16 protein-coding genes are annotated in these 14,758 nt (G+C 61.7%); 11 read left to right on the top strand and 5 right to left on the bottom strand.

Annotation, left to right across the window (positions count from 1 at the left end):
- Positions 1 to 12: 12 nt before the first annotated feature.
- The gene (locus ACFPN2_RS36365; RefSeq protein WP_380605908.1) at positions 13 to 777 is read right to left on the bottom strand and encodes a hypothetical protein; all 765 of its coding nucleotides are present in this window, start codon (positions 775 to 777) and stop codon (positions 13 to 15) included.
- Positions 778 to 1,105: 328 nt separating this feature from the next.
- Here ACFPN2_RS36365 and ACFPN2_RS36360 point away from each other — a divergent pair, with 328 nt between their 5' ends.
- Genes ACFPN2_RS36360 through ACFPN2_RS36330 form a run of 7 tightly spaced genes read left to right on the top strand, consistent with a single transcriptional unit; the run spans position 1,106 to position 7,068 of the window.
- Positions 1,106 to 1,303: a ferredoxin gene (locus tag ACFPN2_RS36360; protein ID WP_380605906.1), complete on the top strand. Its 198-nt coding sequence runs from the start codon at positions 1,106 to 1,108 to the stop codon at positions 1,301 to 1,303.
- Between the two features lie 23 nt (positions 1,304 to 1,326).
- On the top strand, positions 1,327 to 2,154 hold the full coding sequence (locus ACFPN2_RS36355; protein ID WP_380605904.1) for a coniferyl-alcohol dehydrogenase: 828 nt from the start codon (positions 1,327 to 1,329) through the stop codon (positions 2,152 to 2,154).
- Between the two features lie 22 nt (positions 2,155 to 2,176).
- Positions 2,177 to 3,433: a cytochrome P450 gene (locus ACFPN2_RS36350; RefSeq protein ID WP_380605902.1), complete on the top strand. Its 1,257-nt coding sequence runs from the start codon at positions 2,177 to 2,179 to the stop codon at positions 3,431 to 3,433.
- Positions 3,434 to 3,436: 3 nt separating this feature from the next.
- Complete coding sequence (locus ACFPN2_RS36345) at positions 3,437 to 3,844, top strand: Zn-ribbon domain-containing OB-fold protein (protein WP_380605900.1); 408 nt, start codon at positions 3,437 to 3,439, stop codon at positions 3,842 to 3,844.
- Positions 3,841 to 5,001 carry a thiolase family protein gene (locus ACFPN2_RS36340; RefSeq protein WP_380605898.1) on the top strand — a complete coding sequence of 387 codons (1,161 nt, stop codon included), beginning with the start codon at positions 3,841 to 3,843 and terminating at the stop codon, positions 4,999 to 5,001. Before ACFPN2_RS36345 ends, ACFPN2_RS36340 begins: the two co-directional genes overlap by 4 nt.
- Before the next feature lie 5 nt (positions 5,002 to 5,006).
- A complete protein-coding gene (locus tag ACFPN2_RS36335) occupies positions 5,007 to 5,732 on the top strand; it encodes a hypothetical protein (RefSeq protein WP_380605896.1) in 726 nt (241 codons plus the stop codon).
- 10 nt (positions 5,733 to 5,742) lie between these two features.
- The gene (locus ACFPN2_RS36330) at positions 5,743 to 7,068 is read left to right on the top strand and encodes an amidohydrolase family protein (protein ID WP_380605894.1); all 1,326 of its coding nucleotides are present in this window, start codon (positions 5,743 to 5,745) and stop codon (positions 7,066 to 7,068) included.
- Positions 7,069 to 7,125: 57 nt separating this feature from the next.
- Here the strand turns inward: ACFPN2_RS36330 and ACFPN2_RS36325 are convergent, their stop codons facing one another.
- The 4 genes from ACFPN2_RS36325 to ACFPN2_RS36310 all read right to left on the bottom strand — a co-directional run bounded on the left by ACFPN2_RS36325 (position 7,126) and on the right by ACFPN2_RS36310 (position 11,158).
- Complete coding sequence (locus ACFPN2_RS36325; protein WP_380605892.1) at positions 7,126 to 8,361, bottom strand: alkyl sulfatase dimerization domain-containing protein; 1,236 nt, start codon at positions 8,359 to 8,361, stop codon at positions 7,126 to 7,128.
- Positions 8,358 to 9,368, bottom strand: coding sequence for a zinc-dependent alcohol dehydrogenase (locus tag ACFPN2_RS36320; RefSeq protein ID WP_380605890.1), 1,011 nt, complete (start codon positions 9,366 to 9,368; stop codon positions 8,358 to 8,360). The genes ACFPN2_RS36325 and ACFPN2_RS36320 overlap by 4 nt, the downstream gene beginning before the upstream one ends.
- A 13-nt stretch (positions 9,369 to 9,381) precedes the next feature.
- Positions 9,382 to 10,167: an SDR family NAD(P)-dependent oxidoreductase gene (locus ACFPN2_RS36315; protein WP_380605889.1), complete on the bottom strand. Its 786-nt coding sequence runs from the start codon at positions 10,165 to 10,167 to the stop codon at positions 9,382 to 9,384.
- Positions 10,168 to 10,279: 112 nt separating this feature from the next.
- Positions 10,280 to 11,158, bottom strand: coding sequence for an SDR family NAD(P)-dependent oxidoreductase (locus ACFPN2_RS36310; RefSeq protein WP_380605887.1), 879 nt, complete (start codon positions 11,156 to 11,158; stop codon positions 10,280 to 10,282).
- Between the two features lie 179 nt (positions 11,159 to 11,337).
- Here ACFPN2_RS36310 and ACFPN2_RS36305 point away from each other — a divergent pair, with 179 nt between their 5' ends.
- From ACFPN2_RS36305 to ACFPN2_RS36290, 4 genes are all read left to right on the top strand, one after another.
- On the top strand, positions 11,338 to 12,204 hold the full coding sequence (locus ACFPN2_RS36305) for a helix-turn-helix transcriptional regulator (RefSeq protein ID WP_380605885.1): 867 nt from the start codon (positions 11,338 to 11,340) through the stop codon (positions 12,202 to 12,204).
- A gap of 117 nt (positions 12,205 to 12,321) precedes the next feature.
- Positions 12,322 to 13,476, top strand: coding sequence for a sulfotransferase family protein (locus tag ACFPN2_RS36300; protein WP_380605883.1), 1,155 nt, complete (start codon positions 12,322 to 12,324; stop codon positions 13,474 to 13,476).
- 3 nt (positions 13,477 to 13,479) lie between these two features.
- Positions 13,480 to 13,962: a VOC family protein gene (locus ACFPN2_RS36295; RefSeq protein WP_380605881.1), complete on the top strand. Its 483-nt coding sequence runs from the start codon at positions 13,480 to 13,482 to the stop codon at positions 13,960 to 13,962.
- A 6-nt stretch (positions 13,963 to 13,968) separates the two neighbouring features.
- Complete coding sequence (locus ACFPN2_RS36290) at positions 13,969 to 14,727, top strand: SDR family NAD(P)-dependent oxidoreductase (RefSeq protein ID WP_380605879.1); 759 nt, start codon at positions 13,969 to 13,971, stop codon at positions 14,725 to 14,727.
- The last annotated feature ends 31 nt before the right edge of the window (positions 14,728 to 14,758 follow it).

Below are 14,758 nucleotides of genomic sequence, written 5' to 3'. Positions count from 1 at the left end.
CTTCTCCCCTGATCAAGCTTTGCCGGGATAGACGGACAGGTCGCCCCCATAAGCGATTCCGTTCTGCCAAAACTTCGTTCCGCTGACCTTGCGGAAGTAATGAACGGTGCGCGCGACCGAGGCGGCCGCCGAGCGAGGCTGCATGGCGATGCCACTCGGGCTCGCGCCTCGCGCTCTCGCACTGAAATCTTTCAGCGTAAATAGCAGATCGTCGGTCTGTTGAGCGCACAGGACGAGCTGATCGCCCGGGCAGTAGTGCCGCGGTTCGATCTGCACAGATGCGAGCTCGCCGCGCTTCATGGCGACGTGACCGGGCACGTTGATCACTTCCACGCTGTGCACTTCTTCGTACCAATGCTGATACTCGGCGTATCGGCCAGGCACATAGTTCGCGAGGATGATGCTGACGCCGGACAGCGGCTCACTGCGCTTCCAGTTCGGACTGGCCTTCCAATCCGAGAAGATGCGATAGGTATAGAGACGCTCCGTTTCGTCGTTCGCGATCAAACCTGAATCGCGCGCATCGGCGACGAGTGGGCCCAACGCCGGGATGTCGATAGCCGGGGTATCGAACGAAAAGTCATAAACGCTGAGGTAACGCCACGGTTGCGGGATGTCCGGCATGATCTGCTGTGGCGTGACTTCGTAGCGGTCCGCCGAAGCAAAGCCGCGCAGACGGCTCAACGCGTCCCGATGTGGGCCATCGAACCAAGTGGCGTAGTCAGCCTCTCGACCCGCGGGGACGTTGTGCAGATGAAGCGTTGTATAGAGCGCCATGGATTGTCGCCGGCCTCGAATCGTTCTCGTGAACGCCGTTATGGAACGAATCGCCGGCGCTCGGGCAATAATCAGTGCTGTTGATTATTGCGTCAAGGCCGGGCCCCGGCCGAATCGGCCGGGCCGGCCAGATGCCTATAGAAACTTAGTATTCGCCTTGTTTTTACGATAAATCAGGCCTTTGTGGCCGGGCGTGGCGGATGTCGTGTTTAATCAACAGTGCTGTTGTATAGCGGCGCGAAGTGTGCGATAAAGTTAGCCACCTAAGTTGTGGCTCGGCCAGTGGCGCCGACGTCGCGGCAGGATCGGGCCCGGGGGATGTGAGGTCATGAAAATACTCATCAATAAGGCTGCCTGCGCCGGCAATGCCCGTTGCGCGGCAGTGTCGGAAGAGCTCTTTCCGTTGGACGAGGACGGCTACATCGCGGTGGAGGAGGTCATCGTGCCTCCCGGCAAGGAAGAGCTTGCCCGACGCGGTGCCCGCGCTTGTCCGGAGCGGATCATCATCATCGAAGAAGACAAGTAACCGCGAGCATTCAGGAGACGACGATGGGGGAGTTTGCCAGCTACAAGAACAAGCGGGTCGTCATCAGCGGCTGCTTTTCCGGCATGGGCGAGGCGACCGCGAAGCTGCTGTTGCAGCTGGGCGCGGAAGTGCACGGCCTCGACTACAAGCCGAGCAAGCTCGGTCTCGCTTCGTTCACTCAGGTCGATTTACGAGAGCCCGCGGCGATCGATGCAGCGGTGAAGAAGATCGGGGGCAAGGTCGATGCGCTGTTCAATTGCGCCGGCTTGCCGCAAACGTCGCCGGCGCTCGACGTCATGAAAGTGAATTACGCCGGCACGCGACGGCTCACCGAGCAAGTGTTGCCACTCATGTCCGCCGGCGGTGCCATCGTCAGCATCTCGTCGAATGGCGGCCTGGGCTGGAGTCGCAGACTGCCAGTGCTCATGGGGCTGCTGAAGATCGATAACTACGACGGCATCGTCAAATGGTGCCAGGACAATGCCGAGACGGTCCGCGAAGGCTATGCGTTCTCGAAGGAAGCGCTCATCGTCTGGACGATGATGACTTCCACTCATCTCATCAAGCGCGGCATTCGTATCAATTGCACGATGCCGGGCCCGACGCAGACACCGATGATGTCGCAGTTCGAGCAGGCAACCGCAGCCTCGGTGCTCGAAGCAGCAGCGCAACCGATCAATCGGCGCTCGACGCCGGAAGAGCAGGCGGGCCCGCTGGTGTTTCTCAACAGTGACGCAGCGAGTTACATCAACGGCGTGGCGCTGCCAGTGGACGGCGGATTCCTGGGCGGTGTGGCCACGGGCCAGATCGATCTGAGCGCCATGATGGCCGGGGCCGCGAAGTCGGCGTGATCTTCAGCGCAGGAGAATCCGAATGTCAGCAGCCGCCAATGTGAGCCCCGCCGTACCGAAGCCAGCGCATGTCCCTGACTCGCTGGTGTACGACTTCGATATGTTCCGCGATCCGGCGTATGTGACCGATCCGCATCAACGCATTCTCGATCTGGTGAAGAACGCGCCGCCGATCTTCTGGACGCCGCGCAACGGCGGACATTGGATGTTGATGAGCCACGCGGCCAACTTCAATGCGTCGCGCGACACCGAAAGTTTCTCGAGCGAGTTCATCCCGCGCGCCGAAATGGCGGCGATGAAGGCGAAGCTGCCGCCGGGCATGCCGCACATCCCGCTACCGGTGCCCATCAACGTCGACCCGCCGGAACACAGCAAGTACCGCGCGCCGCTGCAACGAGTCTTCTCGCCCAAGTCCATTCTTGCGCTGAAAGACAGCATCGCCGCGCTGGCGACCGAGCTGGTCGACGGCGTGAAGGGACGCGGTCAGTGCGAGTTCATGAAAGAGATCGCCGAGCCGATGCCGGTGCAGGTGTTTCTCAAGATGCTGGGCTTGCCGCTGGACCGTCAGGACGAGTATCGCGAGATCGTTTCGCAGCACCTGTCCGATCCGGCGTCCGATGCACGAGCGATGATTCCGAAGCTGCAGCGGATCGCGGCCACCATGCATGACACGTTCATCGCACGGCGCGATAACCCGCAGGACGACATCATCAGCATGCTCTGGAAGATCGAGATCGACGGCAAGCCGACGACGCTCGAGGACATGCAGAACTACGGCGTGCTGTTGTTCATCGCCGGTCTGGACACGGTGATGAACGGCATCGGCCACGGCGTGCGTCATCTCGCTCGTCATCCGGAATTGCAGGCGCAGCTGCGCGCCAATCCGAAAATGATTCCGGAGGCGACGGAAGAGCTGCTGCGTCGGTACACCTTCACTGTTCCGCCCCGCATGGTGGCGAAGGACATCGTGTTTGAAGGCGTGCAGATGAAGGCTCGCGAGCGCGCGATGCTGTTTCTGCCCGCGGCGGATCTCGATCCGAAGGAGTTTGCGAACTCCGACCGCTACGACCTGAATCGCGAGAACAAAGTGCACATCGCGTTCAACGCCGGCCCGCATCGTTGCCTTGGCTCACACCTCGCACGTGTCGAGCTGCAGGTTCTGTATGAAGTGCTGATGGCGCGACTGCCGACGTTCCGGCTCGATCCGCAACGGCCGCCGACCTTCCATTGCGGCCACGTGGTCGGCGTCGATTCGCTTCATATTCTCTGGGACGTTTGAGTCATGAGCGCGCCGCGTCCGCAACCGCGGCTGGATGCCGATAACCGCGCCTTCTGGACGGGCGGCGCGGTGGGTGAGCTGCGGTTGATGCGCTGTCGAGATTGCGCATCGTTCATTCATCCGCCGCGACCGGTGTGTCGCAAGTGTCTTTCCGAGAATGTCGCGCCCCATGCGGTGGCCGGCACCGGCGTGATCGACTCGTTCACTGTGAATCATCAGAAGTGGCATCCAGCGCTGGAGGTGCCATACGTGATCGCGCGTGTCGCCATCGACGGCGCGCCCGGCGTGTTTCTGACGACGAACGTCGTGGGTTGCGATGTTAATGAGGTCGATATCGGCGACCGGGTGCGAGTGACGTTCGAACAACAGGGCGAGATCTACTATCCCCTGTTCGAGAAGATCGTGCGATGACAGCGAACGACGCATATATCACGGGCGTGGGGCAGTCGGAGATCGGCGTCAAGCTGACGCGTCATCCTTTACTGCTTACCGTCGATGCAGTTCGTGAAGCGCTGGCCGAAGCGGGGCTCACGATCGGGCAGATCGACGGTGTGTCGACTTATCCCGGCCGGATGCAAGGTTACCTTGGCTTCTCGCCCGTGGGCGCCGACGAGCTGATCGATGCGCTGGGTATTCGTGCGACCTGGTACGCGGGCGGCGGAGAAATCACATCGCAGCTTGGCGCCGTGGTCGCGGCGGCTGCGGCAGTTCGCGCCGGTCTCGCACGTCACGTTATTTGCTTTCGTACGGTGTATGAAGCTGCGGCGATGGCGCGGCCCGATGAGTTTCCGCCCCTGAAGCGCGATAAGGTCGATGGCGGCTCGCAGTGGACCGCGCCCTTCAATGCGCTGTCGGCGGCGAACTGGACGGCGCAGTACGCCATGCGTCACATGAAGCGCTATGGGCTGACGCGCGAGCAGCTTGCTCAAGTTGCGCTGACTGATCGGGCCAATGCAGCCTTGAATCCACGCGCGTTGACGCGTGAGCCGATCACGATGGACGAATACATGTCGGCGCGCATGATCTCGACACCGCTGTGTCTCTATGACTGTGACCGCTTCACCGATGCGTCCACGGTCCTGATTGTTTCGGCCGGTAGCGCGCTCGATGAGGTGAAGTGCACGCCGATTCGGATCGCTGCGATGGCGGGCACGGTCACGCGCCATAGCTGGGACCAGGCGGAGTGGATGGCCAGCTATCAAACAGGCCCGGATCTGTGGAAGCGGACGGATTACAAGCCGTCCGACGTCGATACGGTGCAGTTCTACGATGGGTTCAGTTTCTACGTCATTACCTGGCTAGAAGCGTTGGGCTTTTGCGATGTGGGCGATGGCGGACGATTCATCGAAGGCGGCAAGCGCATCGCGCTCGATGGCGAGCTGCCGCTGAATACGTTCGGCGGCCAGATCGGTGCCGGACGGTTGCACGGCTTCGGCTTCGCGCACGAGTCGGTTGTTCAACTGCGTGGCACGGGCGGCGCCCGACAGATTCCAGGCGATCCGCGCGTTGCTGTCTGCACCTCGGGAGGAGGGCCGCTGGCGACTGCGCTGCTGCTCGCTCGCGACTGAACGTCATGGAACTGACTTCGATCGACAACTTGCCCGGCTTCCGACGGCGCTTCCGAATCACGCCGGCGCCGGGTGTGGTGAGCAGTGAAGTCGAAGACGACTTCCATTGCATGAGCGTGACGGTGCGTCATCGCGACGGTGTCACGACGTCTGTGGAACCGGTTTTGTCACGTGCGCCCTGGACGACTTGTCCGGGGGCGCCTGATCGATTGAAACAAACGTTCAGCGGTGTGCCGCTGGCGATGTATGCGGAGCGAGGCGAGAAGCGAGAGAACTGCACTCATCTGCACGATCTAGCGACCTTGGCCGCGGCTCATGCTTTCGATAGCGAGCAGGTGGTTTACGACATTCTTGTTTCGGATCCGGTCGCGGGACTGCGCACTGCCGAGATTCGTCTGAATGGTCGCACGGTGTTGCGCTGGTCGCTGGCGGAAGGACGCATCGTCGATCCGCCCGAGCTCGTCGGCGTGACGCTCGATCAGCTGAGCCGTTGGATCGCATCGCTCGAACCGCAACAGCAGGAGGCGGCGCGTCTGCTGCGTTGGGGGACGATGATCGCCAACGGTCGTCAGATACCGCTGGAGCGCCAGTCCGACGCGAACCGCATGCCCACGGGCAACTGCTACACCTTTCAAGCGGAAAGAAAAGTTCACGCGCGACGCATCGTTGCGATCCGTGATTTCAGCCAGGGCGCCGCGCAGCCGCTGCAGCCCTCGACCCTCAGTCAATAGGAGAGCGCCCATGAATATGAACGATATGGTGATCATCAGCGTGGACGATCACATCAGCGAGCCCCCGGACATGTTCAAGAAGCACCTGTCCGGTGACGATCTGGCGTCCGCGCCGAAGTTCTGCACGACGGCGGAGGGCACGAACTATTGGGAATATCAGGGCATGCAGATGCCGTCCGTCGGTCTCAATGCGGTCGTGGGCCGAGTGCCGGAAGAATACGGCGCTGAGCCGACGGCGCTGGATCAGCTGCGTAAGGGATGTTACGAGCCGAAGGCGCGCGTCGATGACATGAACGTCAACGGCATCGCGGCGTCGCTGAACTTCGGCAGTTGCGTGGGCTTCGACGGCGGTCGCTTTCACAAGGCGGCGGACAAGGCGAAGTCGCTCGTTCACATGCGCGCCTACAACGATTGGCACATCGACGAGTGGTGCGGCTCGCAGCCGGGCCGCTTCATTCCCTGCGCGCTGCTGCCGACCTGGGATATGAAGGCGACGGTCGAGGAGATCAAGCGGATCGCGAAGAAGGGCTGCACGGCGGTGTCGCTCAACGAGAATCCCACGATTCAGGGATTGCCGAGCATTCACAATCCGTATTGGGAGCCGATGTACAAGACGCTCGTCGATCACGACATCGCGATCTGTCTGCACATCGGCGCGGGCAACCCGGCCCCGCATGCGTCGATGGAGACGCCGATCGAGGCCTGGATCAGCACCATGCCGATCTCGATTGTGGTTGGTGCGGCGGATTGGTTGAATCTCGAGGCACTGGAGCGCTATCCGACGATGAAGATCGCGCTGTCGGAGGGCGGCATCGGTTGGATTCCGTACTTCATCGAGCGCGCGGATTTCAGTCATGAGCGTCATAAGGCGTGGACGCATTCACGGTTCAAGGGCACGAAGCCGAGTGAGGTATTCAAGCGGCACTTCCTGACTTGCTTCATCGACGATGAGTTCGGCCTGAAGAACCTGGATTCGTTGAATGAGGACCTGGTCTCGTACGAATGCGATTACCCGCACTCCGATTCGTTGTGGCCGTATGTGCCGGAGCGGTTGTGGGAGACTGTGAAGAACCTGAGCGAGACCCGGATCAACAAGATCACGCATGCCAACGCCATGCGTTTCTTCAACTTCGACCCGTTCAAGCATCACAAGCGCGAAGACCTGACGGTTGGGGCGCTGCGCGCCAAGGCGATTGCCGACAAGGTGGATATCACTCCGCGTTCGTACGGTGGCGCGAAGCCCCTGGCGGATGGCGAGTCACCTCGCGTCGTCACCTCTGGCGACCTGGCGAAGATGTTCGCTCATCACTCGAAGGCTGGCTCCAAGGCCGCCTGACGGTTCTTTCGCCTCGCGTTTGGGCCGGGACCACGCTTGCGCGTGGTTCTCGGCTCGTTACTGCCCTAGCGCCGCCTCAACAGCAGCGAGTTCAGCCTTGAGCCACATCGCCTCGCTGAGATTGCTACCTCCGCTCTCAGCTTGAAGCCGCTTCAACACGGCAGCTTTAACTTTCAGCGCGGCGGTATTAGCCGGCTCCGCGCCGAGCGCGACATCGAGCAAGTGCATTGCTTCAAGAGCGGCGCCTGACTCCAGCTTGGCATTGGCGCGCAAGGCGAGCGCGGCAGCGCCGCCGGCGAGCTCGGTAAGGTCAGCGTTGACACTGGATCGTGGTACGCCGTAGAGCGACGTGGTGGAGTCGTAATGGAACCAACCGGAGTACTCCTCCCAGATCGATCTCACCGCCCACGACACTTTCCCGTGGAACTCACCGATCTTCAGCTCTGCAGGCAAACTGATCTCACGCATCAGCGTGTAAACATCCTTGCCCGCATTCATCCCTGCAATCGTCGCCTCATTCACATACGAGACCGCTGCGTGCATCTTGTCGAGCGACGAACGAATGTTCTCAGCGCCCCGAATCGGCTCCCCATGCCCAGTAACCAATAACTCGGCGCCAAGCTTGCGGACCAAATCGAGCGAGGGCAGATACCGCTGAACCAGTCGAGGCTTATCACCCCGCATGGTGACCAAGTTCGGCATCGCCAGAAACACCGGTCCAAATAAATTGCCCGTAAAGACGACGCGCTCCCGAGGCATCCAAACGACAACGGAGTCCAGCGCCTCGCCACCCGGCGTGGAAATCACTTCGAAACGCCGGCCGCCCTGTTCGAACTCATAGCGCCGATCAATGACGATGTCCGGCACAACCTCCGGCGGCGGTAAGGGATTGGCTTTGCGTTTAATAGTGCCGCCCCACAACTTGGCCGAGCGACGTGCAAGGTAAGGCCCGAGATCTCGGAAGTAACGCCAGGTATCGACGAAGCGGCGCTCGGCGACGACCTCAGTTCCAGTCTCCTTCATGGAAGGCACGCCGCCATAGTGATCGGGATGCGCCTGCGTGAGAATGATCTTGCGTAACGGCCCGGTGCGATGAGGAGCGAGCAGAGCCCTGGTGCGCTCGGCGTTGTCCATGAAGCCGGTGTTGATCTGCACGTCGCCGTCGGCGGTCGTCACCAGGTAGGCGTTGGAGATGTCCTTCGCCATGAAGATGAAGTCGGCGATGCGCTCGGCCTCGGTCTGCTGGTCGCCGGCCAGGACCATGCTCGCCAGCGGTGGCTTGTTCTCGCTCATGCGTCGAACTCGACCATCACTTTTGCGGACCCCGGCGTGCCGGCGGTGGCGAAGGCGTCGATGACGCGATCGAAAGGATAGCGATGGCTGATCAAGGTGGCGACCTTGTCGCGCAGGCGAGGCAGCGCTGCGATGACATCGGGCATTTCATCGGGATAGCCAACCGCAGTCGTGATGGTCATCTCCGTCGTCAGCATGGTGCCGAGATTGATCTCAACCGGTTTCATGTACGCGGCGGTGACGACGAGGCGCGATTGATACTTCGCCATGTTGATCACGTCGGAAAGGATGCTCGGCGCGCCGGCGGCGTCGATGTAGGCGTCAGTGCCGACGGCCTCGCGGCTGAACACCCGGGCGGTGCCGTGCAGTTCGAGTAAGCGAGCGCGAACGTTATCGCGAGTCGGATTGATCACGGCTCGTGCGCCGAGCGCCTTCGCTCGTTCCAGGCGTTCATCGGAGAGATCGAGCGCGACCACGTCGGTGACGCCGCGATCGACGAGCCACACGACCATGCCGAGCCCGATCGGCCCGCAGCCGAAGACGACAACTTTGTCACCGGCCTTGGCCTGGGAACGATTCACGCCATGGAGAGCAACGGCAAGCGGCTCGGTGAGGGCGGCCACATCGTAAGGAAGATCATCTGGAATCGGCAGCAGACTATCGCCAACCCGCGCGTCGCGCACGAGGAGTTCTTCGGTGAAGGCGCCTTCGGGGCCGCCGCTGCCGATATAGCTGGGCGTCATCATGGGATTGATGACGACGCGTTGACCGACGCTCACGCCTTTGACGGCCGAGCCAACGACCACAACTTCGCCGGCAGCTTCATGGCCGATGGGCGTCACGCCGCCGGGCTTGCGATGGATGCCGCCGACCTTGACGTAAGAAAGGTCGCTGCCGCAGACACCGCAGGCTTTCACTTTGACCACAACGTCGCTGTTGCCCGGGCGCGGCGGGTCGATGGGATCCAATCTCACATCGTCGACGCCATGGATGTTGAGAACGCGCATGTCGCGGCTTCCTTCAAAGATTGATCAGCGAGGCGCCATCGATGACGAGGGTGTCGCCGGTGTGAAATGACGATGCGTCGCTGGCGAGATACGCGGCGATGCCTTCGAAGTCCGCTGGATAGCCCGGGCGAGGGATCGGCGTCTTCGAGGCGAAGTACTTGTCGATCTGACTCAGCCCGGTGGCTTCGCCGGTCATGCCGGTCTTGATGTAGCCCGGTGCGACCGTGTTGGCACGAATGCCGAACTTGCCGAACTCGACGGCCATCGTGCGCACGATGGCGCCCATCGCCGCTTTCGACGCCGCGTAGGGAACCTTGCCCGGCAAGCCTTTGAACATCGACAGACTGCCGCAGAAAATCAGCGAGCCGCCCGGTTCGCCGGCTTCCGCACGCTTCACCATGTGACGCGCGCCTTCACGAAGCGTGTAGTACGCGCCGTGCAGGCTGATGTCCATGAACGTGAGATAGTCCTTGGTGGTTTGATCCAAGGTGCCGCCACGGGGCGGGGGCAGGCCGGCATTGGCGACGACGCAATCGACGCGGCCAAGTTCTTTGATGACCGCGTCGTAACCAGCAATGATTTGCTGCTCGGACGAAACATCCACTTGCGCGGTGGCTACGCGAGCACCGAGTGCTTCCAACTCGGCTTTCGCGGCGGCGTTCTTCTCCGCGTTACGGCCCCAGATCACGACGCTGCCGCCTTGCTTGGCGATGCCTCGCGCGAAACCCAAGCCGATGCCGCTGTTACCGCCTGTGACCACGGCGACTTTGCCGGTCAGATCGAACAACCCTTTGGCCATCGCGTCCCCCTCAGTGTCCTGCAAAAAGTGTGTTCACCCGTCGGCGGAATCACAATGAAGAACAGTGTCGAATCCGGGACGCAATGACGCGAGCAGGACGCGCACGACAGCGTTACTGAGTCCCGCCGAGAACGCGTGCGACCAGGGCTTCGCTTTCTTTCCAGAGACGTTCGGCCGCTGCTTCATCCTGCGCAGCGAGACTGGACGCGACCGCGGCGCGCTGGTGGTAATAGCCACCGCTCGTTCGTCCGGGCCCCTCGGCGGTGGCGAGCCAGACCAGCGTGTCGGCCGCCACTTCTGGCGTGAGCGAAATGTCTTTCAGCGTCGCCATGTACTTCTGCATGGCGTCGTCGGCGTGATTGACAAAGTTGCTGTCGACGACGCCGGGATGCATGGCATGCGCGACGATGCCCTCGGGCGTGAGACGTTTGGCCAATGCACGAGTGAACAGAATGTTGGCGAGCTTCGCATTCGTGTACGCGCCGCCGGTGGTGAAGTTGCGCAGGACCTGCAGATCGTCCCAATTCAAACCGGGGCAGCGCTCATGCCCGCTCGAAGAAACGCTGACGATCCGAGTCGCGCCGGGTTGGGATTGAGCCGCTGCGGCTCTTAGAAGGGGCAGCAGCCGCGTCGTGAGCACGAAGTGACCGAGATGATTGCTGGCGAACGTAGACTCGAGGCCCTCGGTCGTCATCTCCAACCGATTGCGAACGCCACCCGCATTGTTGAGCAGCACATCGACACGATCGGTACACGAGATGATTTCTTCTGCCGCTCGTCTCGCTTCGGACATAAGCGATAGATCCGCGCGAATCATCGTCACATTCGCACCAGGTGCGGCCGCACGAATCGTTGCCTCGGCGGCAGCCGTGCGATGTGGGTCGCGTCCAAGGCCGATGACTCGCCAACCCTGAGTTGCGAGGGCCTGGGCAGCGGCCTTACCGATGCCTGAACTGGCGCCTGTAACGACGGCGACTCGTGCTTGATTCATCTTCATACGATTCAGTCTCGACGAGCCTCCCACTTGTGAACAACCTTGCGTAGTATTGTCAGCAGGCCGCAATGATGATGGCGAGACGGAACTCGCGAATAAACATTACGTGCGGCTGAAGTCATGACAGGAAGCGACAGAAAACAGCATCTGAAGCGACAGGTCGCGGGGGAATCACAGTGAGCGCCGCTGAGCCACCATCGATGACGATTCACGCCGAGGTCCGCAATCCGCTCGCGACGGCGCAGCTGGTGCGCTTCGACGTGAGCGGCCCGGCCGACAACATCCTGCACGACAAGGGCAGGTATTGGCTGGACCTTTGCTTGAGCCCCCGACCGCGTAACGCGCGGGCTTGCTATGTGGATCGCTGGGCGCCGCATCGCTACGAGCGCATCGGCAATATGTTTCTAGCGCCGCCCGGGCAACGCATGCATGCGCGGAGCGATGGCGGGCCGCCGCAGGCGTCGATCCTGTGTCACTTCTCGCCGGAACAGCTGCGCGAATGGTTTGGCGAGGACTTCGAGTGGACTGACCGAAGGCTGGCGGCGAGTCTCGATATTCCAGATGCAAACATTCGCGGGTTGCTGCTGCGTCTGGCGGAGGAGTTGCGCCATCCGGGATTCGCGAGCGAGGTCATGGTCGAGTTGATCGTCGCACAGGTCGCGCTCGAGCTGGCACGTTACTGCGCGACGGTGCAAGACGCGCCGGCGACGGGCGGCCTATCGCCGTGGCGATTGCGAATCATCGAGGCGCGACTGAAGGAAGTCCGCGAACCGCCGACGCTGTCCGAGCTCGCCAAGCTCTGCAATCTGTCGGTGCGGCAGCTGACGCGTGGCTTTCGGACCAGCCGGGGCCGATCGATCGGCGATTACGTCGAGCAGTGTCGGCTGGATAACGCGAAACGTCTGTTGGGCACCGAAGAGAGCGTCAAGGCCATCGCCTATTCGCTGGGCTTCGCGTCGCCGTCCAGCTTTTCGTTTTCGTTTCGTCGCGCGACCGGCGAAACACCCAGCGAGTTCAGGCAACGCATGCTCCGCGTCAGTTGAAGGGCGGCCGGATCGAGGCATTGTGGCCCACCGTCGAAATCTATTGACGTTGTCGCCTGGCGGCGCGGCGCTTCAAGATGATTCGAAAATGGCGTGAGTCACGCAGGGGGAATCGAGATGCCGCAAAAATTAGTCGCCGATGAGTTGATCGAGGCGGCGCGAACGGCAACCGGGCTGCAACGTTTCGATAGCGAGAGCTTCCGCGAAGGGCTCGACATCCTGCTGGCCGACGCGAGCAAGGTGGATTATCCGGACATGGGCATCCAGCGATTCCGCGGCTCCGTCATCGGTGCGCTGTCGAATCGTTTGAAGGCCAACGCCTATCTCGAGCAACGTCCGGAGTTGCTGAAACGCCCCATCGAGCGGCCTGTGTTCGTGTTCGGCGTTCCTCGCACCGGCACGACTTTGCTGAGCAATCTGCTCGCAGCGGACCCGGCGCGTCGTTCGCCGCTGACGTGGGAGATCGACGATCCGGTGCCGCCGCCGACGAAGGACACGCTCTACACCGATCCTCGCGCGATCGCTCGACTCGAAATGGAACGCAAGATGCTGGCGGCGCGTCCCGATGCCGGCAAGTACTACCGCAATTCCGCGGTGTATCCGAACGAGTGCATGTTCTTCATCAACGCCGATTTCAAGGCACTGATGTGGGAAGGGCGGGGCAAGCTGCCGAACTATCGCGACTGGTTGTTCAAAGACGCCGATCTCACGTCGACTTACCGGTATCACAAGCGCTTCCTGCAGGTTCTGCAGGCCGAGGTGCCGGGCGTGTGGAATCTCAAGCAGCCTTCGCACGCGTTGTGGCTCGAGACTCTGCTGAAGGAATATCCAGACGCACGGTTGGTCTGGACGCATCGAGATCCGCTCACGGCGACGGGCTCGTTCTGCAGTCTCATGAAAATGGGCAGCAGCGCGTTCGGGCTCACCCCCGATCTGGACTACATCGCGAAGAACTATTCCTGGCAGGCGGTGGAGCACGCCAACCGCATCATGGATTCGCGCGCACGTCTGGGGCGCGATCGAATCATCGACGTGCACTACGCCGATCTCATGCGCGATCCCGTCGGATCGATGCGCAAGCTGTATCGAGCGCTCGGTGACGACTTCACGCCGGAAGCCGAGAACGGCATGCGCACGTGGCTGGCCGACAACCCGCAGGACAAGTTCGGCAAGCATGAATACAAGCTCGGACAGTTCGGGCTCACGCCGGATCAAGTGCGCGGCATGTTCGAGCGCTATCTGTCCGAGTACGACGTGGAACGGGAAGGGTGAGCGATGATCGGAGCGCTGGCGAGGCTGGAGAGTCATTACCAGAACGCGTACATCACGCGGGATCTCGATGCTGCCATCGAGCTGTTCCGCACGCGGCATGGATTCGACGGCTTTCAACGCTACGAAATCAGCTACGAGCTGAGGACGCGTGCGGGCTTGGGAACGGCGAGCATCAAGCTGGCGCTCGGCTGGATTGGAAACCTGCAGTACGAGCTGATCCAGCCAGTGTCCGGTGTCGTCGATGTGTACACGAGCGATTTGCCGGAGCGATCGGTGCTGCGGTTTCATCACGTGGCGATGCGCGTGAAGGACGATTGGCCTGGCTTTAGAGCTGAGGTCGAGCGCCAGCAGCTTCCGGTCATCATGGAAGGTGGCTCGCCGGGGCAGTCGCAGTGGCTCTACATCGATGCACGCGACACGGTGGGCCACTACCTGGAGTATTGCTACATGTCACCCGAGCGCTGGACGCAGCTCGGCGGTCGCTGAGGACTCATGAAACGCTTTGCAAACAAGCTCATCGCGATCACAGGCGCAGCCGGCGGCATGGGGTTGGCGTTTGCGCGTCACTTCGCGACAGAAGGAGCAGCGCTGATTCTCACTGACGTGGACAAAGCGGGGCTCGCTGAAGCCGCGGCGGTGCTGACGAAGGAAGGAGCACGCTGCTCGACACACCTGGTCGATCTCGCCGTTGAAAGCGAGCTTCACAAGTTCGCGGCTGAGATCGCCGGACAGCACGAGCGAGTGGATGTGCTCGTCAACAACGCCGGCCTCGCTTATGGTGAGGTCGCGTTTTCTTTCGAATCTCTGTCGCAGGCACAGTGGTTGCGCTTTCTGTCGGTCAACACGGTTGCTCCGCTGCTTCTGGCTCAGGCACTGCGTGCCCCGTTGGCTCGAGCAAAGGGTGTGGTGCTGAATGTCTCTTCCATGGCAGCCAACGTGCCGGCCACGGCTTATGGCGTGACCAAGGCCGCGTTGAATGCGATGACGTATGGCATGGCCAGCGTGTTCGGCAATGATGGCATTCGCGTCAATGCCATCGCGCCGGGCCTCATGGAGACGCCCGCGGCGCGCGGCAACCTGCCAACTGAGACGTATCAGCGCATCCAAAGTCAGCAGATGTTGAAGGTGCACGGCACGGCGGACGACATCGCGGCGCTCGGCGTGTTTCTGGCGTCTGACGAGGCACGCTTCATTACCGCTGAAATCATCAGCTGCGACGCAGGCAACCGCTTGCGGGGATGGCGCGGGTAACGCGGCCGACCTACCATGTGGACCTGCAACC

It is taken from the genome of Steroidobacter flavus, from assembly GCF_042651805.1.
Taxonomy (GTDB): domain Bacteria; phylum Pseudomonadota; class Gammaproteobacteria; order Steroidobacterales; family Steroidobacteraceae; genus Steroidobacter; species Steroidobacter flavus.
The sequence above is the reverse complement of the archived record's forward strand: the minus strand, read 5'-3'. Positions and strand labels throughout refer to the sequence as shown.

Excerpts from the sequence above, each read along its gene's own strand:
- ACFPN2_RS36365 (WP_380605908.1), bottom strand. The coding sequence starts at position 777 with ATGGCGCTCTATACAACGCTTCATCTGCACAACGTCCCCGCGGGTCGA.
- ACFPN2_RS36360 (WP_380605906.1), top strand. The coding sequence starts at position 1,106 with ATGAAAATACTCATCAATAAGGCTGCCTGCGCCGGCAATGCCCGTTGC.
- ACFPN2_RS36355 (WP_380605904.1), top strand. The coding sequence starts at position 1,327 with ATGGGGGAGTTTGCCAGCTACAAGAACAAGCGGGTCGTCATCAGCGGC.
- ACFPN2_RS36350 (WP_380605902.1), top strand. The coding sequence starts at position 2,177 with ATGTCAGCAGCCGCCAATGTGAGCCCCGCCGTACCGAAGCCAGCGCAT.
- ACFPN2_RS36345 (WP_380605900.1), top strand. The coding sequence starts at position 3,437 with ATGAGCGCGCCGCGTCCGCAACCGCGGCTGGATGCCGATAACCGCGCC.
- ACFPN2_RS36340 (WP_380605898.1), top strand. The coding sequence starts at position 3,841 with ATGACAGCGAACGACGCATATATCACGGGCGTGGGGCAGTCGGAGATC.
- ACFPN2_RS36335 (WP_380605896.1), top strand. The coding sequence starts at position 5,007 with ATGGAACTGACTTCGATCGACAACTTGCCCGGCTTCCGACGGCGCTTC.
- ACFPN2_RS36330 (WP_380605894.1), top strand. The coding sequence starts at position 5,743 with ATGAATATGAACGATATGGTGATCATCAGCGTGGACGATCACATCAGC.
- ACFPN2_RS36325 (WP_380605892.1), bottom strand. The coding sequence starts at position 8,361 with ATGAGCGAGAACAAGCCACCGCTGGCGAGCATGGTCCTGGCCGGCGAC.
- ACFPN2_RS36320 (WP_380605890.1), bottom strand. The coding sequence starts at position 9,368 with ATGCGCGTTCTCAACATCCATGGCGTCGACGATGTGAGATTGGATCCC.
- ACFPN2_RS36315 (WP_380605889.1), bottom strand. The coding sequence starts at position 10,167 with ATGGCCAAAGGGTTGTTCGATCTGACCGGCAAAGTCGCCGTGGTCACA.
- ACFPN2_RS36310 (WP_380605887.1), bottom strand. The coding sequence starts at position 11,158 with ATGAATCAAGCACGAGTCGCCGTCGTTACAGGCGCCAGTTCAGGCATC.
- ACFPN2_RS36300 (WP_380605883.1), top strand. The coding sequence starts at position 12,322 with ATGCCGCAAAAATTAGTCGCCGATGAGTTGATCGAGGCGGCGCGAACG.
- ACFPN2_RS36295 (WP_380605881.1), top strand. The coding sequence starts at position 13,480 with ATGATCGGAGCGCTGGCGAGGCTGGAGAGTCATTACCAGAACGCGTAC.
- ACFPN2_RS36290 (WP_380605879.1), top strand. The coding sequence starts at position 13,969 with ATGAAACGCTTTGCAAACAAGCTCATCGCGATCACAGGCGCAGCCGGC.